Origin of the sequence: Novosphingobium guangzhouense, assembly GCF_002896965.1 — a bacterium.
Lineage (GTDB): Bacteria > Pseudomonadota > Alphaproteobacteria > Sphingomonadales > Sphingomonadaceae > Novosphingobium > Novosphingobium guangzhouense.
Genome location: NZ_LYMM01000027.1, coordinates 1 through 23,009 on the forward strand (window position 1 = coordinate 1; position 23,009 = coordinate 23,009).

Genomic DNA, 23,009 nt, shown 5'->3' on the forward strand with positions numbered 1-23,009 from the left:
TGATGTTATCGGGCGACTTGAACGCCTGCTAGTGGTTGCTTCACGAAGGTCCGCAATCAGGAACCGTGTAACTGTCTCTGAGGGGCCTGCTTGGGGCGTTTGCAGACAGTCCACTTTCCTACACATGGCGCACTCCAGTACAACGCCTCCATGCCGACACAGACCGTCCTGCAAATCGCAAGGTTACACCATAAGGTGACACCTGTTCCTCCCAAGGTGACACATTGGCGGCCGAATGTGTCACCTTGCACGCCCAAGGTTACACATCCGGCCCCTCGATCCCCCCCAATTCCGGCAAGGTGACACCTGTTCCCCCTGGACCGTGTAAACCGTGTAAACCTGTCACCATGCGGCGGCCTTTTACAGGGCCTGCCGAAGCGCCCTTGACCTGCAACACCCACGCGCTAGGCAACCGGCCATGGCCTACCCCGTCTCCCCGCTCGCCTCGCCCTTCCCCGCCCTGCCCGATATCGCGGGCGTCGTGCCGCATGTCGTGCGCGCCGGATACAAGGACTGGGGCCGCTGCGATCTGACTTACGTGACGCTGGACGAAGGCACCGCCGTCGCGGGCGTGTTCACGAAGAACGTGTGCTGTTCCTCCGAAGTCGATCTTGGCCGCGAAAACGTGAAGCTGGGCCGGGCGCGGGCTCTGGTGGTGAACGCGGGCAATTCCAATGCCTTCACCGGCTATCGCGGCCGTGAAGCGGTGGAACAGATCATGGAACAGGTCGCCGGCCACATCGGCTGCCCGAAGGAACAGGTCTTCGTCTCCTCCACCGGCGTGATCGGCGTGCCGCTGCCCAAGGACAAGGCGCGCGAAGGGGTCGAAAAGGCGCTCAGCGCCGAACCCTGCAGCTGGGAAGACGCCGCCAACACCATCGCCACCACCGACACGTTCGCCAAGGGCGCCACGGCCACCGCGATGATCGGCGACACCAAAGTGACGATCAGCGCCATCATCAAGGGCTCGGGCATGATCGCGCCCGACATGGCGACGATGCTGGGCTATCTGTTCACCGACGCCGCCGTCAGCCCCGAATTCCTGCAGGCGGCCCTCTCCGCCGCGAACTTGCGCACGTTCTCGTGCATCACCGTCGATTCGGACACCTCGACCAGCGACACCGTGCTGGCCTTCGCCACCGGCAAGGCGGGCAACGCCCCCGTTACCGGATTCGACAGCCCCGGCGCCCATGCCTTCGCCGCCGCCGTCCATGACGTATGCCGCCAGCTCGCCCACCTCGTCGTGCGCGATGGCGAAGGCGCGCAGAAGTTCATCGCGGTGTCGGTCAGCGGCGCAGTGTCGGACGAAAGCGCGCGCAAGGTCGGCATGGCCATCGCCAACTCTCCCCTGATCAAGACCGCCATCGCCGGAGAAGACGCCAACTGGGGCCGCGTGGTCATGGCCGTGGGCAAAGCCGGCGAACCCGCCGACCGCGACAAGCTGTCGATCGGCTTCGGCGGCATCTGGGCGGCCAGGGAAGGCCTGCCTCTGGCAGACTATGACGAAGCCCCGGTGGCCGCGCATCTCAAGGGGCAGGACATTTCGATCGAGGTCGATCTTGGCCTTGGCGAAGGCTCCGCGACGGTGTGGACCTGCGATCTGACCCACGGCTACATCTCGATCAACGCCGACTACAGGAGCTGAGCTTGAACACGCCGTTCTTCACGATCTGGGGCCGTCTGAACTCCCACAATGTCAAGAAGGTGGCCTGGTTCGCCGAAGAACTCGGCCTCAAGTACCAGCGCCATGACATCGGCGGAAAGTTCGGCTTCACCGGCGAATATCTTGCCAAGAACCCCAATCGCCTGATCCCCACGATCGAAGACGGCAAGATCGTGCTGTGGGAATCGAACGCGATCCTGCGCTATATGGCGGCCGAGTACGGCGGCGGAGCATGGTTCCCCGCCGATCCTATCGACCGGGCGCTGGCCGATCGCTGGATGGACTGGCAGTTCGCCTATGCCGATGCGCAGCGCGTGCCCTTCCTCTCCTTCGCGCGCACGCCGCAGGACCAGTGGGACCACGAAGCCATCGCGCGCGGAGTTGAATCATGCGCCCGGCACCTTGCGGTGATGGACGCCTACCTTGCCGACAAGCCCTGGCTTTCGGGCGCGCAGTTCGGCATCGGCGACATTCCCATGGGCGTCTACGCCTACACCTGGTTCAGCCTGCCGTTCGACAAGCCCGAATTTGCCGCTGTTGCCGAATGGTACCAACGCATCCGCAAGCGCCCCGGCTTTGCCGAACAGGTGATGATCCCCCTCACATGATCACTCCCGCCCTTCACGCCGCCGTCGAGACCATCATGCGCGAGGCGAGCGAGCACGCCATCCTTCCGCATTACCAGAAGCTTGCCGCCAGCCAGATCGACGCCAAGGCGCCCGACGATGTCGTCACCGTGGCCGACAAGCAGGCCGAAGCGCTGCTGACAGATCGCCTGTCCGCCCTGCTCCCCGAAGCGGCAGTGGTGGGCGAGGAAGCCGCCTTTGCCGACCCTGCGGTGATGGAGCGGCTGAAAGAAAGGCTGTGCTGGACCGTCGATCCGCTCGACGGCACCAACAACTTTGCCTACGGCAAGGCGCCCTTCGGCGTCCTCGTCGCGCTGGCGGACAAGGGCGAGACGATCGGCGGGTGGATTCTCGACTGCCTGACCGGCCGCTTCTGCCGCACCGATCTGGGCGGCGGTGCATGGATCGACGGCGAACGCATTACCGCGCGCACCACCGGGCAGAAGCCGCCGGTCGCCGCGATCTCCACGATCTTCCTGGATGACGGCGCGCGCGAGAAAGTGCTCACTCACATCGCCCCGCACTACACGCTGGTCGATATCCCGCGCTGCGCGGCAGAGCAGTACCCCCGCCTCGTCAACGGCACCAACGACATCTCGGTGTTCAACCGCACCCTGCCTTGGGATCACGCAGCGGGCGTCCTGTTCCTCAACGAAGCAGGCGGCAAGGCCGCGCGGCCAGACGGCAGCGCTTACCGCGTAGACGAATACGAGCGCCGCGACCTCATCGGTGCGTCAAGCCCGGCGCTGTGGGATGCCTTTGCCGAAGTGGTGGCGAAGCTGGCGTAAAAGACCACGCATATCACGAACAAAAAAGCCCCCGCCGTTCACACGGCGGGGGCTTTTTCAAACCACTATCGAAGCGATCAGAGTTCGCTTTCGATCCAGCCCTTCAGCGCGCTCTTGGGAGCTGCGCCCAGCTTCTTGGCGACCGGCTGGCCATCCTTGAACAGCACCAGCAGCGGGATCGACTGCACGCCGATGGCCGAAGGCGTTTCGGTGTTGGCCATGATGTCCATCTTGGCGATGGTGACCTGCTCGCCCAGTTCCTCGGCGATTTCTTCAAGGGCGGGAGCGATCATCTTGCACGGGCCGCACCAGTCCGCCCAGAAATCGACGAGGACGGGCTTGTCGGACTTGAGGACGTCGGCCTCGAAGCTGGCATCGGTGACGGCAATGGTGGACATCGAATGACTCCTGAATTGGGATTTGAGCGACAATCTAGGGAGGAAACCCGGCGAAGCAACGCCGGAGCGGTGAAAGCTTTACTCGCGCGGCTCCAAGTCCGGCTTGTGGGCGGCCAGAACCTCGACCGGAACCGCGATCAGCCGGGGCACCGCGGTGTAGAGCAGCGCCACCTCCACCGTGCGACCGGGGAACGTGGCCTCCAGCGCAGCAGCATAGGCACCCATCTGCCGCAGCACACCGCGCGGCACGGCATGGACGGCATCAGGCGGGCGGCGCGCGCTCTTGTAATCGACAAGGCGCACGCGGCCAGGTTCGATCACCAACCGGTCGATCGTGCCCGCCACCACCTGCCCGCCGACGACTGCCGCAACCGGAACTTCGGCAAGGCTGTCCGGCCCGAACAGGTCCGCCCAGTCCGCGTTCCCAAGCACCGCCAGCGCGCTTGCCAGCAAGCCATCGCGAACATCGTGGGGAATGTCGGCCGCGTGCCGTGCCAGCCACCCTCTGCCCGCATCCTCGCGCGCGGCGGCGGGGACATCCGGCAGACGTTCCAGCAGCTTGTGAACCAGCGTACCGCGACGCGCCGCATCGCGCCCGGCGCCGGGCGGGAAAGGCGGGTCGGGCGCGTCTTCCTCACCCAGCGATGAGGGCGCCAGCGGGCGCGGCGGGCGTGGTTCTGCGGGAGGACCACGTTCCAGCCAGCGCGGAAGCGGCTCGCGAAGATCCAGCATCGGCGTTGTGGCAGCGCCACCCTTTACCGCAGCCGCGGGCACCGACGGCGCAGGCTGGCCATGTTCGCACCGCGCGCCCCAGATCGGGTCGCCGATTTCCGCATCCGCCGCGAAGAGTGCCCGCAGCCGCGCATACCAGCTTTTGGGGCTGGGCTCCCCCTTGTCGCGCGACGTCAGAGCACCACCGACGAACAGCGCTTCCTCCGCACGGGTCATCGCCACGTAGAGCAGGCGCCAGTGCTCCTGTTCATCCGCGCGCTTATCGGCGTCGATACGATCGGCGATGCGCCCTTGCTTCTCGTCCTTCGAAAGCGGCGGCAGCGGGATCGCGCGCGCCGGATTAGCGGGGTCCGGCAGATCGATACCGCGTTCGCGCGCATTGTCCGGGTTGCTCGTCGCATCGGCAAGAATGACGATCGGTGCCTGTAGCCCCTTCGATCCGTGGACGGTCATGACCCGCACCAGACCCGCCGCGTTATCCGCTTCGCGCTTCAGTTCGCCGTCGCCGGCATCGAACCATGCAAGAAACCCGGCAAGGCTCGGCGTATCGGTGACCGCATAGGCCTTGGCGGCATTGATCAGTTCATCGATCGGGTCGTTCGCTTCCGAACCCAACCGCGCCACCAGCCGCCGCCGTCCCTGCCACGGGCCGACCAGCAGCCACTGCAGCAGATCCTGTGGCGGTTCATAGTCCGCCAGCCGCAGCGCTTCGCCAAGCCGGTCCATCACCGCTGCGACTTCAGGATCACGCGATCGGCGCAGATGCTCCCACAAACGGGTGTGCTTGTCGCGATAGCCATGGGCCAGCAACTGCTCCTGGCTCCATCCGATCAGCGGCGACACCAGCAGCCCGGCAAGGTTGAGGTCATCTAGCGGCTGCACCGCAAATCGCAGCGCAGCGACGAGATCCTTGACCGCCAGTGGAGCGCCCAGTCGAAGGCGATCGACGCCCGCCACCGGCACGCCCGCCGCATGGAGCCGTGCCACGATCAGCCCGGCCAGTTCCTTGCGCTGGCGCACCAGCACCATGATGTCGCCCGCACGTGCCCGGCGTGGCGTTCCCTTGGCCAGCGTGAAGCCCGGCCCCTGTTCGTCCAGCCATTCGCGCACCTGCAGCGCGATGCGCTCTGCCATCTGGCGATCGGGGCGCGAGAGCCAGTCCGGCGTTGCGCCTTCTTCATCCGGCAGTTCGTCATCCTCGGCGTCCGTGCTGTCGCTGACGGGATGCCAGAGCGCGACATAGCCGGGGCGCTCCTGCCCTTCGTGGGGTTCTGGCGGCTGATCGAGCCCGAAGTTCTCATGCCCGACACCCGCGATCGCGCGGTCCACGAAGTCCAGCACCGTCTGCGCGGTACGGAAAGACCGGTCCAGCCCCAGTTCCAGCAGCGCGCGGGCGGAGTGGTTGCTGCGCAGCATCTGCGCATTGTCAGCCGCCGCGTCCATCTCCCTGCGCACCCGGTCAGCCGCGCGGCGGAAGTTTTCCGGGCTGGTGCCCTGAAAACGGAAGATCGCCTGCTTGTAATCGCCCACCACGAACAGCGTGCGCATAAGGCTCTCTTGCGGGCTGTCCTCATACTTCGAAAGTCCGGCCCAGAACTCTCCCGCCATGGCGAAGATGATGTCCCACTGCGCGGCATTCGTATCCTGCGCCTCATCGACAAGGATATGATCGAAGCGGCGGTCCAGCTTGTACCGTATCCAGTCCGCCTGTGCCTGATTGGCCAGCAGGTCGGCCGCGCGGCGGATCTGGTCGTCAAAGTCGATCAGCCCTTCGCGCTGCTTGGCTGCATCCCAGGCCATCGCGAAGGCACGGCCCAGTCGCAGCGCCGGAACCAGCCGCTCCGCCAGTGCCAGCAAAGCCCGCAGCGCCCGCACTTCCAGAATGCGTTCGATCACCCGCGCGGCAGAATCAGCGTAACCGGGATCGATCTTGTCCAGAGAAGTCGTGGACTTGGGTTCACCCTTGGCGGTCAGGAAGACTTTCGCCAGCGCATCCAGGCTTTCCAGCCGTTGCCTGGCGTTACCCAGCAACCACTCGCTGATCGCATCGACCGCGCCAAGCCCCGTCTTGGTTCCCCACTCGTTGTTGACCGCCATGCAGTGCCGCAGAGAGCGCACGTCGAACGCCGCATCCTCGCACCGCGCTGCCAGCCAGTCGGCATCGGCGTCGCTGGGCAGTCCCAGCAGGCGCAGCACGTTGCCGCGCATGTCCGCTGCCTGCCAGCCGCCCGGCCCGAACCAAGCCTCGCGCGCGGAGGCGCAGCGCAGCAGGAACGCCATGACGGCATCGGGGCCATGCCGAAGCGAAAGCTGCTCCACCGCCCGCAGCAGGGCCGGATCACCGACCGGCGCGTTCTGCGCGTCGACCAGCAGATCTGCCAGCACCTGCCGCGCCAGCAGATCGCGCTCCCTGTCCTCCATCGGGCGGCTGCCGGGGATGAGGTCTGCCTCCAGCGGGAAAGTCGCCAGCAACCACTGCGAGAACGCGTGGATGGTATCGATCCGCAGCCCGCCGCCCGGACTGTCCAGCACGGAAGCAAACAGCGTGCGCGCCCGTGCCAGGTTTTCATCGGTAGCCTGCGCGCCGATAGCGGCAAGGCGGGCACGCAAGCCGAACTCGTCCAGCCGCACCCATTCGGCCAGCGTACCGTTGATACGCGCGGCCATTTCCGTTGCGCCGGCTTTTGTGAAGGTCAGGCACAGGATCTGCGAGGGATCAACGTTGGGCTGCAGCAACAACCGCAGCACGCGCGATGACAGCACCTGCGTCTTGCCCGTGCCCGCCGAGGCGGAAAGCCACACGGTTTCCTGCGGATCGACCGCGCGCATCTGGTTCCCGTGCAGGGGATGGACGGCTGCGGGGCCGCTCATGCCGCACCTTCCGGCTTGTTGCCGAGCGAGGTGATCCATTCGTCCAGCCGCATCAGCTGATCGTAATCAGCATAGCTGCCCAGTTCAGGGTTGAGCCGTGCGGTGAAGGGTTCGTCGCCCAGAATCCAGCGGTCCAGCGCATCGTCCAGATAACACAGCGTCTCGGGCAGGAAATCCTCGCGCGGGATGCCGGATTTCTTGCGGCCTTCCAGCACCGGTTCGAACATGTAGCCCATGCCGCCGTCTTTGCCCTTGGCCATCGACCAGTATTCGAACGAATCCGCCACACCTTCCACGCCTTCGAAGCCGCCATCCTTCGCGATCAGAGCGATCAGGCCAAGCTGCAGCGCAAAGCCTTCCTGCACGCGGCGGCCGGTTGGCGGCTGCCCGGTCTTGTAATCGACCACGGCCAGACTGCCGTCCTCGCGCCGGTCGATGCGGTCGGCGCGGCCGTGGATGCGGATGTCGCGGTGGCGCATGTCGCCCCATTTCTCCACCGCAACGACCTTGCGCCCTGCCTTCTTGGCATCGAGGATCATGCCCTCGAAAGTCTCCAGCGCGGCGGAGAGGCGCGGCCACCACAGCACGCGCATCAGCGGGTGGGCATTCTGTTCCGTCAGCACGCCCTGCGCGATCGCATGAAGCCCGCCCTCCGGCTCTCCCGCTTCATGCCAGCGCTGCATGATAAGATGCGCAACCTCGCCCTTCCATGCTGCGCTTGGTTCTGCATCAAGGCCGTCGATGCTGCGCAAGCCAAGGACTGCGCTGGCATAGAACTGATACGGGTCACCGCGCAGCCGATCGAGCCCGGTGACGGAAACATCGACCCGGCGCTGCTCGGCCGAAGGCATCGGCTGCGGACGCGGATGCGCTGCGACTTGCGCGGCGTCGTCGAGCAGGCGGGCGAGACGCACGGCGTCCTTTTCCACGTGCCTTTCCAGCTGGTCACCCAGCATCGCGCGCACGCGCAGCACGAAGCGCGAAGGGATCACCGGCCCGCCTTCGTCACGCTGCGCCCAGCTGAGCACCACTTCGGGCGCGCCCAGCGCTGCGGCAAGGTCGTGCGCGGAAAGACCGATGCGGAAATCCGCACCCGGCACTCCCAGCGCGCGCAGCACGGCAGGCGGCAGCAGCGCGTCCTGCGCGGCGCTGCCCGGCCACACGCCCTCCACCAGACCGCCGCAGATGACAAGATCGGCACGGCTCATGCGGGCTTCGAGCAGGCCGTAAACCGATACGCGCGGATGCCCGCCCCATGGAGGGCGCACCGAAACCCGGTCCATCGCATCGCGCAGCACCGCGGCCAGTTCGCGCGGGTCCAGCAGCGTTCCCGCCGATCCCGCCGCCCCGCGCAAATCCTCCACCAGCGCACTGAGCGCGCGACCGTCAGCCCCGCCCCACAGGGCTTCGCCGCACAGGGCCTCTGCTGCATCGGCCAGCAGCCCAAGCAGGCGCTCGAACGGTTCCGCCTCGCCCAGAGCGAACAGCGGCGACAGGATCGCCTCGATCCCGGCCCACCATTCGGCCAGCTTCGCGTCCTCAGCCTTTGCGGTCAGAGGCGCAAGGCCCGCACCCGGACGCGGGCCGCGCAGTGCAAGGTCCAGCTTGCGCGCATTCTCCAGCCAGCGCGGTCGGCCCGGTCCCGCGCCCGTCAGCGGATGAACCAAAAGCGCGATGAGCGGCACCGGCGCGGCCTGTTCGGCAACGACTTCTGCCAGCAGCAGCAACAGGCGCCCCGCCGCAGTCTGCGGCAACGGGCGACCTGCGGTATCGTCCGCCTCGATCCCCCAGCGCTCCAGATGGCTGACGACACGCGCGGCCAGCCCCCGGTCCGGAGAGATCAACGCGACGCGCCGCTCGGGCGTTTCAAGCGCCTCGCGGATGAGCACTGCGATGGCCTGTGCTTCTTCTCCGGGATGGGTGCTTTCCATCAGGCGCACACCGTTCAGGCGGCGCTGTTCGGCAGGCAGATCGACCCATGCCGCAGACGCGCGCGGCGGCAGGAACAGGCTGGAGATCGCACGGCTTCGTTCCGGCGGGGCAGCGGCCAGGCCCGAACGGTGCCAAGGCTGCACTTCGCTGCGCGCCAGCCCCATGCGGTTGAGCAGCAGTTTGAGGTGATATTGCGGATGGGTCACCGCATCGCCGCGGCCAAACGGAGGTTCATCCGGCTGCGCGGGTGCACCTGCGGTGCCGAGTTCGCCCCAAACTTCGTCCGCCAGGGAAAGGTCGAGGTCGGGCAGCACCACAAGGCCCTGCGGCATTTCGCTGACGACCCGCAGCAGGCGCGCAAGCGCCGGGGACGCGCCGGTGACGCCCGCAGCCACGACAGGGTACGGCGGCGGCGCGGCCTTCCAGCGCGCGGCAGCGTGATCGAACAGGCGATTGCGACGGTCTGGCGCATCGATTTCGCCGCGCCCGGCAAGTTCGGCGATCCAGTGCTGCTGTACCATCAGGAAGCTGCGGGTATTGTCGCTCCAGTGACTGGCCAGATCGCCGACGATGCCGATCACCCGTTCGGACATGAGATCAATCGGAGCGATCTCCTCCGCAAGAAGGCGATCCATCGTGCGACCGATCTCAAAAGCGCGACGCAGCAATGCCGCACCGGTGCCTGCAGCATCGCCCTCCACTTCACGCAGGTAATGGGCAAGACGCAGCCAGCGGCGCGTGCCGTCAGCGGCAGGCGGAATGTCCGCCGCTCCCAGCGGATCGAGCAACGGCCCCAGAGTCTCGTCCAGATCGAGATCGCCCACCACCGCCATGCGCGGCAGCAACATGCCTGAGCCGGAGTGGCGCACGAAAGCCTCGGTCACCGTGCGCACCGTGCGGCGGCTTGGCAGCAGCAGCGTCAGGCGTGCCAGCGCGATCTCGTCTTTCGCGTAGCGCGGGATCAGCCCCGCGACGAGAGCGTCGGCAAAACCGCGATGGGCAGCAATGGAATAGACCTTTGGACCGGTGCGCTCAGGCACGGGTCAGCCATTCCTCGGTCGGCCGGATCGCCGACGGTTCACCCACTTCGAACCACAGCCCCTGATGCGACACACCGTAGAGCCGCCCTTCCTCGATCGCGCGCGACCACAGCAGGTTGGTGGAAAACGGCCCCTCCGGCGCATCGCGCAGCAGACGCTTCGAAACGAGCTGGATGCCGGTATAAATGAACGGCGCGACACGGCCCGGACGGCGGCGCGAAACACGGCCCTCAGGGTCAAGGTGGAAATCACCCTCCCCCCGATAATTGAGCGCGCGGGTATGCGGCACCATCAGTAGCAGCGCATCCATGCGTTCCGCGTCCCACACCTGCGACAGTTCGGTGAACACGTCATTGGGACCATCGAGCCAGATGTTGTCGCTGTTGAGACAGAAGAACGGATCGGGCAGCAGGGAAGCTGCGTTGACCATGCCGCCGCCGGTTTCGAGCAGCATCTCGCGCTCGTCCGACATCGTCACGGCGGGCGCAATCTTGCGCACCTTGAGGTGGCCTTCCAGCGCATCGGCCATGTAATGCGCGTTGACTACGGCGTGGGTGACCCCTGCATTGCCAAGCTTGTCGAGCGCATGATCGATCAGCGACTTGCCGGCAACGCGCACCAGAGGCTTGGGCTGCGTGGCGGTAAGCGGGCGCATGCGCTTGCCCAGCCCTGCAGCAAGAACCATCGCCGTATCGCTGGCGAGCGGCTTTATCGTCATTTTTCGAAAGTGCCCCCGTTGGCATCGCGCAGCGCGGCGGGAATATTGGCGTCGAACCAGCCCGCCACCGGGGCCAGCGCCGGGTGCGCCAGATCGCGCTCCAGCATGGCCCACACACGCGGGATCAGGTCAAGGTAGCGCGGCTTGCCATCGCGCCGCCACAGCCGCACGAAGATGCCGATGATCTTGACGTTGCGCTGCGCCCCCAGCCGCGCATAGTCCGCAAGGAAGGTTTCCACGTCCGTCCCGGCCTTGTGCACGTAACGGTCGAACATCTGCGCCTCAAGTTCGGGCGAGACTTCGCGGCGCGCGTCCTGCAGCAGCGAAACGAGGTCATAGGCAGGATGGCCGACAAGGGCGTCCTGAAAGTCCAGCAGCCCCTGCTTTTCCAGGCTGCCAAGCAGCATGATGTTTTCTGCGTGGTAATCCCGCAAAACGGTGACGCCGGGCCGCTGGCGCGGCAGAACCGGCGAAAGCGCCTGCTCCCACGCGGCCGTGAAACCGGCCGCATCGACATAAAGACCCTGCGCAGTGCAGTACCAGTCGATGAACAGCTTCACTTCGCGGATATATTCCGCCAGCGAATAGTCGCGGAAAGGCCCCGCCGGCAGCTGGTGCAGCTTCACCAGCGCATCGATCGCGGCGGAATAGACAGCGGTTTCGTCGGCCGGCCACTGGTCGAGGTAATCGCGCATCCGCGCATCCCCGAAGTCTTCCATCAGGATCAGACCGCGATCCGGCTTCTCGGCAAGGATGCGCGGCGGCCGCATGCCGTTGTCATCCAGCCAGTGCGCAGCGCGAAGGAATGGGCCAATATCCTCCTGCGGGGGCGGCGCGTCCATCAGCATCGCGGTAGCGCCGTCTATACTGCGCACACGGAAATAGCGGCGGAACGAGGCGTCGCCCGGCAAAGGTTCGACAGCCGCGCCTCCCCAACCGGCGGCGGCAAGAAAGGCATCGAGGCCTTCGGGCAGATCAACGGAGCTGAGCGTCATACAGGTATACGCCCTAGCCAATCCGCCCCACCCTCGACAATGGCGATCCTGCCGTCCTGAACAACTTCCAGCGTGATGGAGAGGCAACCCGGCTCATGCGTGAAGCCGCCCGCGTGATCCGGCCACTCGGCGATGAGGGCCGCGCCTTCGCGGTAATCGTCAAGGCCGATCTCCTGCGCCTCGTCAGGATGGTTGAGGCGATAGAAGTCTGCGTGAACCAGCGGCAGGCGCACGGCGGGCGGATCGTAAGGCTCTATGATCGCGAAACTGGGCGAGGGCACCTCGCCCTCATGGCCAAGCCCGGCGATTATCGCGCGCGCCAGCGTGGTCTTGCCCGCGCCAAGACCGCCGGTCAGCGCAACGACATCGCCCGGCAGCAGCGCATCGGCCAGCTTGCGACCCCATGCGTCCATCGCGACAAGATCGGGAAGGTCCACCCTCATGGCAGTTCGATCACGGCGCTGGTGCCCTTGCCGGGTTCCGATTCGAGCCTCAGGCTGCCGCCGTGCGCCTCCACCAGCTGGCGGGCCAGCGGCAGGCCAAGCCCGTCGCGGCTTTCCACCTTGCCGTCAGCGCTGACCTTCATCCCGTCCAGCGCGCGGGCGAGCGTGCGGCTGTCCATCCCGGCTCCCTTGTCCTGCACAAGTATCTGGATCGCATCCCCGTCCCCAGCCTTCCGGCGCGACAGCTGGACAAGCACGCGCCCCCCGCGTGAAGACGCTGCGATCGCGTTGTCCACGATATGCCCGACCGCCCGCGCAAGCCGCCGCCGGTCGGCGACGAGGGGGCGCAGCAGGCCCTTGGCCTGCAGATCCAGCGTCAACCCCGCCTTCTGCAATCGCCCGGCCCGTTCCTCGACCACGGAGCGCACGAAAGGCATCGGATCGATTTCCTCGAACTTGAGCGGTAGCAGGCCCGCTTCACTCTGCGAGAGGTCAAGCAAGCTATCGATATGGTCGCCCAGCTGCTGCGACGCCTCTATGATCGAACCGACATAATCCCGCCCCGGTTCGCTCAGATCGCCGCCAAGGCCCATGCCCAGCATTTCCGCGAAGCCGCCGATCGAAGTCAGCGGCGTGCGCAGTTCCTTGCTCATGTTGGCAAGGAAGCGGGTCTTGATCCCATCAGCCTCGATCAGCGCGGCGTTGCTTTCGCGCAGCGCCTGTTCAGCCTTCATCGAATCGGTAATGTCGAGCACCGCCAGCAGGCCGTTCCCATCGGGCAGCGGCACGCCCGCGTATTCGAGCACGCGGCCATCCGCGAGGGTAATCCGCCCGCCGGTCTGCGTGCGGTCAAGCGTGGCTGCGCGCACCACGTTCCCCACCGTTTCCGCCTCGACCGGGCGCTTGAGGCGTGACGCGATCTTCTTCAGCAGCGCTTCGACGTGCGGATGCGTATCTAAGAATTCGCTCTCCAGCCCCCAATCGGCGGCAAAGCGGCGGTTCCATATCTGCATGCGGCCATCAGGCGCGAAGACCGCCACCGATTCGAACAGGCTGTCGAACGTGGCCGTGCGCGTCCGCAGCAGCGTATCGCGAACGGCGGAGAGGCGCAGCTGCTCCGTCCGATCCTCGATGATCAGCAGCAGCCCGCCATCGGGGACCGGCTGGGCAACGATGCGCAGATGCGTGCCGTCCGCCAGCGTCCAGCTTTCCTCCTGCGTGGAGCCTGCCGCGAACCAGCCCGCCTTTTCGCGCCGCCATGCGGGAAAGTCCCGCGCCTCCGGTACGCGGCCCGAATCGCGCGCGGCGTCAAGAAGACGCTCAAACGCCGGGGGATCGACAAGCACCCGACCGTCAAGCTTGAACAGGCGCTGGAACGGCTGGTTGGCGAAGGAGAGACGACGTTTGGCATCGAACTGCGCGACACCCGCCGATAGCTGATCGAGCAGGGCCCGCTGCGCTTCCCGGAAGGCGCGGAAGGAGCGCGACATCTCCTCCAGATCCTCGATATCGACGGCGTAGCCAGCAACACCGTCATCCCCCAGCGGCAGGTCGCTGACGCGCAGGGCGCGGCGCTGGCCGTCGATGGTGGTGGAAACGATACGCTCTATCGGGGTGCCCTTCTCCGCCGCCTTGCGCGCCACCTGCCCCGGCGTGAGGCCGTCCGCAGATTCGATCAGTTCGGTGCCCTTGGCGACCACATCGTCCGCGCTTCGGGCGCCCACCGCCGCCACGTAGGCGTGGTTGACAAGTTGCAGTTCGCCGTCGGGCCTGCGGAACCACATCGGCATCGGCGCCGCTTCGATCAACGAGACGAGCGCGTGGAAATCCCCCCGCGCGCGCGCCGCTTCATCACGCAGGCGGACAAGTTCGGTCTCGCTGTCGGAAAAATCGAACACCCAGACCAGCGCCGCCCCGCCGGGAGAAACCTGCGGGTCCGCCAGATGCCCGCGCAGCGCAAGGCTGCGGCTGGAGCCATGCGGCGTCACCGCCATGCGAAAAGGCGCGGCCGTCTTCTGGCAACGGCGCACCGCCTCGGTCAATTCGGCAAGTTTCTCGGCGGGCAGGCCGCGATCATTTCCATCCAGTTCGGAGAGGAACTGCGGTACTTCGTCCAGCCCCAGCCACTGCGCAAGGCGCGGGCTTGCCTCGATGCGGCCGTCGGTACGCACCAGCAGCGGCAGCGCGGGCGATTCCTCGACCATTCGGCCAAGGCGGCGGGCGGAGCGCAGTTGCGCTTCGGCGCGGCTCTGGCGCAAGCGGGCAGACAGTACCGCCCAGGCAGCGGCGATCGTCCATGCGCCCAGCAGCAGGCCGATCAGAAGAGGCAGGAAACGCGAGAATTCCATCGCGACAGGCTATGCTGCGCGCAGATGCCGCTGACAATGGGGGATGGCGCGAAACCGGTAGATACACGCGGTGGGCCCACCGCCTGCCCGCACCCTTCAGCCGGAACGAAAAAGGGCGCCTCCTCGCGGAAGCGCCCTCTTCTTTCGGTTCATGACCGATCAGTAGCGGTAGTGATCCGGCTTGAACGGACCAGCTTCCGGCACGCCGATGTAATCAGCCTGCTTCTTCGACAGCTTGGTGAGCTTCACGCCCAGCTTTTCGAGGTGCAGCGCGGCCACCTTCTCGTCGAGGTGCTTGGGCAGCACGTAGACGCGGTTTTCGTACTCGTCGTTCTTGGTGAACAGTTCGATCTGCGCGAGCGTCTGGTTGGTGAAGCTCGACGACATCACGAAGCTGGGGTGGCCGGTGGCGCAGCCCAGGTTCACCAGGCGGCCCTTGGCAAGAACGATGATCTGCTTGCCGTCCGGGAAAGTGACAAGGTCGGTGCCCGGCTTCACTTCCTTCCAGTCGTAGTTGTCGAGCGCCGCGATCTGGATCTCGCTGTCGAAGTGGCCGATGTTGCAGACGATCGCCTTGTCCTTCATCGCGGCCATATGCTCGCCGGTGATGACGGAATCGTTGCCGGTCGCGGTGACAAAGATGTCGCAGCGGGTCACGGCGTCTTCCATGGTGACGACTTCATAGCCTTCCATGGCGGCCTGAAGCGCGCAGATAGGGTCGATTTCGGTCACCATCACGCGCGCGCCGCCGTTGCGAAGCGAAGCGGCCGAACCCTTGCCGACATCGCCGAAGCCGGCGACACAGGCGACCTTGCCGGCCAGCATCACGTCGGTGGCGCGGCGGATCGCGTCAACCAGCGATTCCTTGCAGCCATACAGGTTGTCGAACTTCGACTTGGTGACCGAATCGTTCACGTTGATCGCCGGGAACGGCAGCTTGCCGTCCTTGGCGAGATGATAGAGGCGGTGAACGCCGGTGGTGGTCTCTTCCGAAACGCCCTTGATCGCGTTGACGGTGCGCGAAAGGAAGCCCGGCTTGGCCTTGAGGAAGGCGTTCAGCGCGCGAACGAATTCGATCTCTTCAGCGTTGCTGGGTTCGAACAGCGTCTCGCCCGCTTCGACGCGCGCGCCCCAAAGCGCGAACATGGTGGCGTCACCGCCATCGTCGAGGATCATATTGCAGGTCTGGTCCGGGTTCTCTTCAGTGCCCCAGTCGAAGATCTTGCCGACGTAATCCCAGTAGTCCGACAGCGATTCGCCCTTGATCGCGTAGACCGGGATGCCCTGCGCGGCGATGGCTGCGGCGGCGTGGTCCTGCGTCGAGAAGATGTTGCAGGTGGCCCAGCGCACGTCCGCGCCAAGGGCAACCAGCGTCTCGATCAGCACGGCGGTCTGGATGGTCATGTGCAGCGACCCGGTGATGCGCGCGCCCTTGAGCGGCTGCGACGCGCCGAATTCCTCGCGCAGTGCCATCAGGCCGGGCATTTCGGTTTCAGCGATGGCGATTTCGGTGCGGCCGTAGTCGGCAAGCGAGATATCGGCGATCGCGTAATCGGGGGCAGTGGTGGTGGCCACGGGGGAAACTCCTGGTCGTGAAGGGTCGGCGCCCGAAGCGTACAGGACACCGACAATCGCGCCTCCCTACCCGCTCGGCACGACGGAGGCAAATATAAAGATATCTTTATATGCTGATCCGCCGCACCGCCATTGCCGCCGCCCGTCACGGCCCTATATCTCGGGCGCAACTCAATCCACGCCTTTGAAAGGACGAGATTCATGACCATCGCAGTTGGCGAAAAGCTGCCCGACGTTAAGCTCATCAAGGTTGGCGAAAGCGGCCCCGAGCCCGTGCAGTCGGGCGAATATTTCGCGGGCAAGAAAATCGCGTTCTTCGCCGTTCCCGGTGCCTTCACGCCGACCTGCTCGGCCAAGCACCTGCCCGGATTCGTCGACAAGGCGGCGGAATTCAAGGCCAAGGGCGTCGACGAAATCGTGTGCACTTCGGTCAACGACGCCTTCGTGATGGGCGCATGGGGCAAGGCCGCCGAGGCTTCGGACGTGACCCTGCTGGCAGACGGCAACGCAGACTTCGCCAAGGCCGTGGATCTGACCATGGACGGTTCCGGCTTCGGCATGGGCACGCGCAGCCAGCGCTACTCGATGGTCATCAACGACGGCGTCGTCGAACAGTTGAACGTCGAAGCGCCCGGCTCGTTCGAAGTCAGCTCGGCAGAGCACATGCTCGGCCAGCTCTGAGCCTGAGGCATCGCTGAAAAAAGGCGCCCTTCCGATGGAGGGGCGCCATTTTCTTGTCCGCCTGCTGCGTATCGGCAGGGCGTTGGAGTAGCCGCACGGCTTGGCGGGGGCGCAATGCGCGGGTAGCACTTGCGCGAACGGTTCAAGTCAGGGGTTAGATCATGGCGCGCTCGGTTATCGTCACCGGTGGTTTCGGAGTTCTGGGACAAGCGGTGGCGCAGGCATTCGCGGCGGCGGGGGACAAGGTCGCCCGGGTGGACTTCGCCCCCACCGCGCATGAACCGCTGCCGGGCGCACTCGATATCGGCGGGGTTGACCTGACCGACGCGGCATCAACGCAAACCGCGCTGGACAAGGTCGCCGCAGCGCATGGCGGGGTCGATGTGCTGGTCAACGTCGCGGGCGGCTTCACGTGGGAAACGCTGGAGGACGGCTCGATCGATGCGTGGGTCAGGATGCAGGCAATGAACCTCTTGACCGGGGCAACGATCACCAAGCTGGCCCTGCCCGCGCTCAAGGCATCCACCGCTGGCCGCGTGGTCAACATCGGCGCAGGTGCGGCAGGAAAAGCTGCGGCGGGCATGGGCGCCTACACCGCGTCGAAGTCAGGCGTCCACCGGCTGACAGAAGCGCTGGCGGAAGAACTTTCCAGCACCGCCGTCACCGTCAACGCCATCCTGCCCAGCACTATCGATACGCCAACGAATCGCGCCGACATGCCCGATGCGGATTTCTCCACATGGGTGCAGCCGTCAGCTATCGCGGACGTGATCGTATTCCTTGCATCGCCGCAGGCGCGGGCGATCAGCGGAGCGCTGATCCCGGTGACGCACGGCGGATGATACGCGGCACGTAGACAACGATACGCCGCCCTCCCCCCTCGCCCGCATAGATCCGTTGCCATGCACGGCTGCGGGACAGGGCTTCTGCCAGCGGGGCGTTGTGATCCTCGTCAAGCACAAAGGCAGCCGGGTTCCATTTGCGCACGACATCCACCAGCGGGACGATGCCGTTCTCGATCCCGCCGTTATACTGCCATTCCTGACGCGCGTAGCGGTAATAGCGGCCGTCATAGGCGACCTTCCAGTCGGGGTAGCCGGTGTCGATGATGACGCCGCCGAACGGGAAATCGCCATAGATCGTTCCGCGCACGCCCGTCTTGCGCAAATGCTCCACTGCCGCGATCGGCAGGGTCGGCGCGAAGCGGGTGGGCGCCAGCAGCGGGGCGGCCACCGCAACGAGCACCAGCGGAGCGAGCACCGCCAGCCATTCGCTTCGGCCCGGCCTTACGCCCTCCGATCCCGCAGCGCGGGCAATCACCGGCACCATCGCCACGGCCCAGAACAGCACGAAGCGATAGGCCATCAGCGTCATGATGGTGAGGCCCAAGGCAACGGCCGCTTCACCCAGATCGACGCGCCCGCCCCGGCGCACGATCAGCCAAAGCGTCAGCAGCGTTATCGCCAGCACCGGCAACCCGTTCGCATGATTGGCCGGTATCCAGATCGGGAACCACTCGCTTGCGCCGATGGCGATGCTTGCCTGAGCATTGGCGGCCGATGTCGCGAGTATCGAGGCCCCATCGGGGGTGGCGAACATCGCCGCCACCGCCAGCAGGCCAAGCGCGCTGAGCCCCCACGGGCCGGACGATGCGCGGCCCCTCATCCGGCGATACCACCCGGCCCCGGCAGCGAGGTTCAGCGCGGCCACCGCGACGCTTACCGAGGGATGCAGGTTCTGCCAGGCGACCAGCACCGGCAGGCCCAGCGCCACCATCGGCAGCGGCCGCAAGTCCAGCCGCTGTAGCGCCAGCAGCAGCCCGAAGCACAGGCAGGCGAAGCTTTGCGGACGCACGCTGGCAGTCGGCAGCGCCGCGACGAAGACCAGTGCCAGTGCGATCGTGACCGCTTGCAGGCTCGCGCCCTTCCAGCGGCACGCGGCGGCGACGGACCAGAACCCGCCAAGCCAGCACAAGGCGTCGAAAAGGCGCAGCAGATCCCAGCCGCCAATCCGCCGCACCGAGGCCATCACCGCCTGCCCCGCCCATGCCACGGCGGGCAACGGTTCCCCGGCGTGAAGCGCGGCGAATGGTTCGGTAGGCACCGGCCCGCCGCGATCGACGATCAGTTCGCCCAGCTTGAGTTGCCAGAAGATATCGACGTCCCAGACCGCCCGCAGCAGCAGGGTCAGCAGCATTCCCGCCGGCACCAACGCCATCAGCAGGCGCGCGCGCGCCGGTCTTGCCTGAAATGCCCCGTCTGACTGCTCGATCATCTGCCTGTCCGCCCCGGCCTGCCCCCGCCGGATGGCAGCGGCTTTGGCCACAGGCGCGGCACCATTCAAGAGGATTTTCGCATGTTCACTGCAGCCCCCGCCACGCAGCGTAATCCGCGATCAGCTGTGGATAGTCCTCAAGCGCGGGAAAGCGGTCATAGCGCCGCTCCACTCGCGTTTCGACCCAGCCCAGCTTCTCTGCCACCTGCATCTCGACATAGGGCATGAAGGCATGCCCATCGTCGAGCAGGGTTGCGCGCACATTCACGAAGCCCATCACCGGATCGACGCGGGTGAATACCCAGGACTTGCACCAGACGCAGTGGTGATGCTGCGCCTCGTCACCGTGAAGGCCGCCGATCTCGGTTTCCCCGGTGACAACCTCGAACCCGTGCAACGGCACGGCAATGGTGGTGGAGAATGCACTGGCCGTCATCCGTTGGCAGCCCGTGCAGTGGCAAAGTCCTTCGATCAGCGGCCGAGCGGTGAGGCGAAAGCGCAGGCGCGAGCAGCGGCAACCGCCCTCAAGAACCTGCGCCTGGCCCATGTCATCCTCCCGGTCGGCTCAATACCCCATCAGGCTGAGCACTTCCTTGCGGGAACGTTCATCCTCCAGGAAAGTGCCCATCATGCGGCTGGTGATCATGCCCACGCCGGGGGTGCGCACGCCGCGGGCCGTCATGCAGGCGTGGTTCGCCTCGATCACCACGGCGACGCCCTGCGGCTTGAGGTGTTCCCAGATGCACTGTGCCACTTCGGCGGTCAGGCGTTCCTGAATCTGCAGCCGCCGCGCGAAGCCATGCAGCACACGCGCCAGCTTGGAGATGCCGACGACATGGTTGCGTGGAAGATAGGCGATCGCGGCCTTGCCGATGATCGGCGCCATGTGGTGTTCGCAATGCGACTGGAAGGGGATATCCTTCAGCAGCACCACCTCATCGTAACCGCCCACTTCTTCGAAGATGCGCGACAGATGAATCGCCGGATCTTCCTGATACCCCTGGCAATATTCGAGCCATGCGCGCGCGACGCGCTTTGGCGTGTCGATCAATCCTTCACGCGTCGGATCGTCGCCCGCCCATTCGATCAGCGTGCGAATGGCGTCCTGAACGTTATCGGGCACGTTCGGCTTCCCGAGCGGGTTGTCCTCATCGGGACCGACCAGGCTGCTCATTCCGCTTGCTCCTTCTCAATTTCTTCATCAGGCGCACACGCATCAGGTGTCCTTTGCGTCGGAACAACCCGCGTCGCTCGATGGGCTCGAACATTTCGCCGGGGCGTTCCGGATCGAGCACCCCGCTTTGGCCGAGTGCTCTTTCAGCTTCCGACAAGTTCTTCAAGGGCAAGGGTTCGAGATATTTCACTCCGGCCTTGGCGCGATCGCGATTGAGCGCGTCCACCATCGCCGCCATCGAGCCGTGCGCCTCGATCCCGGCGGCCACTTCGTCTTCGGTGATACCGCAGTGCTCAGCCAGCAGGCGCAGGCGCAATTCGGTGATCGTGGCCGGATCGATGTGGGTATTGGCAGGCCGCGTGACGTCGATGAACACGTCACATTCGCTGTCCAGCCCCATCGATCGATTGTTCATGTTCGCTGAGCCCACGCGCAGCACTTCGTCATCGATGATCGTCAGCTTGGCATGGACGTAGATCGGCTCACCTTCGGCATTGGAGGGTGTGAAGATGCGAAAAGCACCCTTGGGGTCCGCGGCCTGCAGCGTCTCGACCAGTTCGACGCGTGCGGTGTCCATCGCCTTCTGTTCCAGCCAGCCGTCGGCGGTGACGGGATTGACGATGAAGAACTCGGGCGGATTGTCCTCAGCCAGCCGCTTGCAAATGGCCTCCGCGATCGCGCGTGAGGCGAAATACTGCGTTTCGGCATACATGAAGCGCTTCACGCGGGCGATCTGCTCGACGAAAAGCTGCTCGATCTCGTTGACCTGGGGGCAGTCGTTGTATTCCGCGCGGGTACGGGCGATGCCGATCTCGACGTTCTCGAATTCGGCCATCAGCCCTTCGGGCCATGGCGTTCCTTCACGCGGACTGCAGGGTGCGAGATCCTCGCCGCCGGCCACTTTCCATCGCTCGCGCCCCAGACGGCCCAGCGTCGCGGCGACTTCGCCCTCCATCATCATCGTGACGTCGTGCCAGGGGCCATAGAGCCGCCCCGTCGGCCGCTTGCGGCGCGGGTCGTGCGGCAGGTGGTCAGGCGTGTCCCAGCGGTCAGACGTCATGTCGATGCCGCCACAGGCCGCGACCTTGTCATCGATCACCACGATCTTCTGGTGGTGGCTGCAGCCGACCGGATGAGCGGAATCGAACTTGAAGTCGATGCGCGGATGCTTCGCCCAGCGCACTACGTCGAAAAGCATCGTACCCCGGAACAGGTACTTGAGCATGGCGACGTTCCACTTGAGCAGCTTGATTTCCAGCTGCGGATTGCGCCGCGCGACCCAGAGCATGAACGAGCCCAGCCGTGCAGGGAACTTGCGCTTGCGGCCGCGCTGCCACCAGCGTCGCCCCGAGGTCAGCAGGATGCGGGAATCGAAGTCCCACCCGATCATGAAGATGCGCTGGCGCGCGCCCTCCATCGTTTCGCGAATGGCCTCGAAGTAATCCGCCGCGTCCACCACCACATGCGCGCGCGAGGCTTTGGCGTAGCGCCACACCGAGGGCGAGACACCCCCGTCATTCCGGTCTTCCATCGTCGATCCTGCAGGAGCTTCCACCACGGCCGCATCAAGCACCCAGCCCCCGGAAAGTTCCCCTGCGAATGTCAACTTGTGAACATGGGGAGGGACTTCGCCCACCCTGCCCCGGCGTTCGTCGCACGGGGCCTTGGCCATAAGTATCGTAGGGGCCAGACCATGCCCTGCGCCTTGGGCGCAGCATGGTGATGCACGCGGTTTTCGCCAGTGTCGGGATTCGCCCAATCGCATCATGCAATGATCGTCTGGTAGTCATATCGACAACTGCAAGTGCTCACGCCGGTGGCCAGAACGGCTGAAATCCGCATTTTTCCACAAGGACAGACCGGCTCATCGCGCGAATGGCTCGATTCGCCCCGGCTTTCGGCAACCGTTCACCCTGCGTCGAATTTGGCTGACTATACCTGTCCCTTACCCCGTCTGCCGTGAGCGTGTTCGCCACGGCGGGGCCGGCGCAAGTCGGACGGGGTAACCCAAGCCCGGTTCGCCGGGCCGCATTTCTCGCCCCTTCAGGGGGGCTTGTTCCGGACTTGTCCTCCCACGGTCCGGCAAACAAGGAGTACGCCATGAAGAAAACCCTCATCACCGCCGCCATCGCTGCGGCCGCCTTCGCTCCCGCTGCCGTGATGGCACAGGCAGCCACTCCGGCTGCCGCTCCCGCCGCGTCGGCGACCGCTGCGGTCAATCCGACCACCGGCGCCAAGGTCTTCGACGCCACCGGCGCCGACGTCGGCACCGTGGAGGCCGTGCAGGGCGATATCGTCACCGTCTCCACCGGCACCGCGCGCGCCGGCCTTCCCAAGAATGCCTTCGTGATGCGCGACAAGGGCCTCACCATCGGCATGACCAAGGCTGAACTGGAATCGGCCGTGAACGGCGCCAAGGCAGAAAACACCGCTGCCAAGGACGCCGCGATCGTCGCCGATGCCCCGATCAAGAGCAGTGACGGCGTCGTTCTGGGCACCGTCAGCAAGGTTGAAGGCGACAACGTCACTGTGGCCCTCAGCGGCGGTGCTTCGGCTGCGCTCAAGAAGTCGTACCTCGGCCTCGGCGCCGACGGTTCGCTGGCCCTGGGCATGACCGCTGCCGACTTCGCCAAGGCGACCCAGTCGGCCGCCGCCGGCCAGCCGGGCGCAGACGCCGCCGCGACTGCGGGTGGCGCAGCTGCCGCGACCACGCCTGAAGGCCAGTAAGCCTGAAAGCTTATCCTGCTTCGG

Annotated in this window: 18 protein-coding genes; 6 read left to right on the forward strand and 12 right to left on the reverse strand. The window is 65.7% G+C overall.

What is annotated here, in order from left to right:
* Positions 1 to 418: 418 nt before the first annotated feature.
* From argJ to A8V01_RS08225, 3 genes are read left to right on the forward strand one after another with little or no spacing between them, the layout of a single operon-like run.
* Entirely contained in the window at positions 419 to 1,645 is a 1,227-nt protein-coding gene (gene argJ, locus A8V01_RS08215) for a bifunctional glutamate N-acetyltransferase/amino-acid acetyltransferase ArgJ (protein WP_103095444.1), read from the forward strand.
* Positions 1,646 to 1,647: 2 nt separating this feature from the next.
* Positions 1,648 to 2,271 (forward strand): glutathione S-transferase family protein, encoded by a 624-nt coding sequence (locus tag A8V01_RS08220; protein WP_103095445.1) that lies wholly within the window; start codon positions 1,648 to 1,650, stop codon positions 2,269 to 2,271.
* Positions 2,268 to 3,077: an inositol monophosphatase family protein gene (locus A8V01_RS08225; protein WP_103095446.1), complete on the forward strand. Its 810-nt coding sequence runs from the start codon at positions 2,268 to 2,270 to the stop codon at positions 3,075 to 3,077. Before A8V01_RS08220 ends, A8V01_RS08225 begins: the two co-directional genes overlap by 4 nt.
* A 77-nt stretch (positions 3,078 to 3,154) precedes the next feature.
* On the opposite strand, the gene trxA is transcribed toward A8V01_RS08225, so the two are convergent.
* From trxA to ahcY, 8 genes are all read right to left on the reverse strand, one after another.
* A complete protein-coding gene (trxA, locus tag A8V01_RS08230; RefSeq protein ID WP_069707606.1) occupies positions 3,155 to 3,475 on the reverse strand; it encodes a thioredoxin in 321 nt (106 codons plus the stop codon).
* Between the two features lie 78 nt (positions 3,476 to 3,553).
* Positions 3,554 to 7,078, reverse strand: a complete 3,525-nt coding sequence (gene addA / locus A8V01_RS08235; protein WP_103095447.1) for a double-strand break repair helicase AddA — start codon at positions 7,076 to 7,078, stop codon at positions 3,554 to 3,556.
* Entirely contained in the window at positions 7,075 to 10,050 is a 2,976-nt protein-coding gene (locus tag A8V01_RS08240) for a PD-(D/E)XK nuclease family protein (RefSeq protein ID WP_103095448.1), read from the reverse strand. Before A8V01_RS08240 ends, addA begins: the two co-directional genes overlap by 4 nt.
* On the reverse strand, positions 10,043 to 10,768 hold the full coding sequence (locus tag A8V01_RS08245; RefSeq protein WP_103095449.1) for a nucleotidyltransferase family protein: 726 nt from the start codon (positions 10,766 to 10,768) through the stop codon (positions 10,043 to 10,045). The genes A8V01_RS08240 and A8V01_RS08245 overlap by 8 nt, the downstream gene beginning before the upstream one ends.
* On the reverse strand, positions 10,765 to 11,763 hold the full coding sequence (locus tag A8V01_RS08250) for an aminoglycoside phosphotransferase family protein (RefSeq protein WP_103095450.1): 999 nt from the start codon (positions 11,761 to 11,763) through the stop codon (positions 10,765 to 10,767). Before A8V01_RS08250 ends, A8V01_RS08245 begins: the two co-directional genes overlap by 4 nt.
* On the reverse strand, positions 11,760 to 12,206 hold the full coding sequence (gene tsaE / locus A8V01_RS08255) for a tRNA (adenosine(37)-N6)-threonylcarbamoyltransferase complex ATPase subunit type 1 TsaE (RefSeq protein ID WP_103095451.1): 447 nt from the start codon (positions 12,204 to 12,206) through the stop codon (positions 11,760 to 11,762). The genes A8V01_RS08250 and tsaE overlap by 4 nt, the downstream gene beginning before the upstream one ends.
* A complete protein-coding gene (locus A8V01_RS08260) occupies positions 12,203 to 14,554 on the reverse strand; it encodes a PAS domain-containing sensor histidine kinase (RefSeq protein WP_103095452.1) in 2,352 nt (783 codons plus the stop codon). Before A8V01_RS08260 ends, tsaE begins: the two co-directional genes overlap by 4 nt.
* A 159-nt stretch (positions 14,555 to 14,713) precedes the next feature.
* Positions 14,714 to 16,129: an adenosylhomocysteinase gene (ahcY, locus tag A8V01_RS08265; RefSeq protein ID WP_103095453.1), complete on the reverse strand. Its 1,416-nt coding sequence runs from the start codon at positions 16,127 to 16,129 to the stop codon at positions 14,714 to 14,716.
* 201 nt (positions 16,130 to 16,330) lie between these two features.
* On the opposite strand from ahcY, the gene A8V01_RS08270 reads away from it, so the two are divergent.
* Both A8V01_RS08270 and A8V01_RS08275 read left to right on the forward strand, forming a co-directional pair.
* Positions 16,331 to 16,810, forward strand: coding sequence for a peroxiredoxin (locus tag A8V01_RS08270; RefSeq protein ID WP_103095454.1), 480 nt, complete (start codon positions 16,331 to 16,333; stop codon positions 16,808 to 16,810).
* 161 nt (positions 16,811 to 16,971) lie between these two features.
* Positions 16,972 to 17,652: an SDR family NAD(P)-dependent oxidoreductase gene (locus A8V01_RS08275; protein WP_103095455.1), complete on the forward strand. Its 681-nt coding sequence runs from the start codon at positions 16,972 to 16,974 to the stop codon at positions 17,650 to 17,652.
* Here A8V01_RS08275 and A8V01_RS08280 read toward each other — a convergent pair.
* Genes A8V01_RS08280 through A8V01_RS08295 form a run of 4 tightly spaced genes read right to left on the reverse strand, consistent with a single transcriptional unit; the run spans position 17,615 to position 21,789 of the window.
* Entirely contained in the window at positions 17,615 to 19,135 is a 1,521-nt protein-coding gene (locus tag A8V01_RS08280; RefSeq protein WP_245892386.1) for a hypothetical protein, read from the reverse strand. The two genes, A8V01_RS08275 and A8V01_RS08280, sit on opposite strands and share 38 nt — an antisense overlap.
* A 34-nt stretch (positions 19,136 to 19,169) precedes the next feature.
* Positions 19,170 to 19,631, reverse strand: a complete 462-nt coding sequence (locus tag A8V01_RS08285) for a GFA family protein (RefSeq protein ID WP_103095457.1) — start codon at positions 19,629 to 19,631, stop codon at positions 19,170 to 19,172.
* 18 nt (positions 19,632 to 19,649) lie between these two features.
* A complete protein-coding gene (folE, locus tag A8V01_RS08290) occupies positions 19,650 to 20,258 on the reverse strand; it encodes a GTP cyclohydrolase I FolE (protein WP_103095458.1) in 609 nt (202 codons plus the stop codon).
* On the reverse strand, positions 20,233 to 21,789 hold the full coding sequence (locus A8V01_RS08295; RefSeq protein WP_103095523.1) for a phospholipase D-like domain-containing protein: 1,557 nt from the start codon (positions 21,787 to 21,789) through the stop codon (positions 20,233 to 20,235). Before A8V01_RS08295 ends, folE begins: the two co-directional genes overlap by 26 nt.
* Positions 21,790 to 22,358: 569 nt before the next feature.
* Between A8V01_RS08295 and A8V01_RS08300 the strand changes: the two genes are divergently transcribed.
* The gene (locus A8V01_RS08300; RefSeq protein WP_103095459.1) at positions 22,359 to 22,985 is read left to right on the forward strand and encodes a hypothetical protein; all 627 of its coding nucleotides are present in this window, start codon (positions 22,359 to 22,361) and stop codon (positions 22,983 to 22,985) included.
* The last annotated feature ends 24 nt before the right edge of the window (positions 22,986 to 23,009 follow it).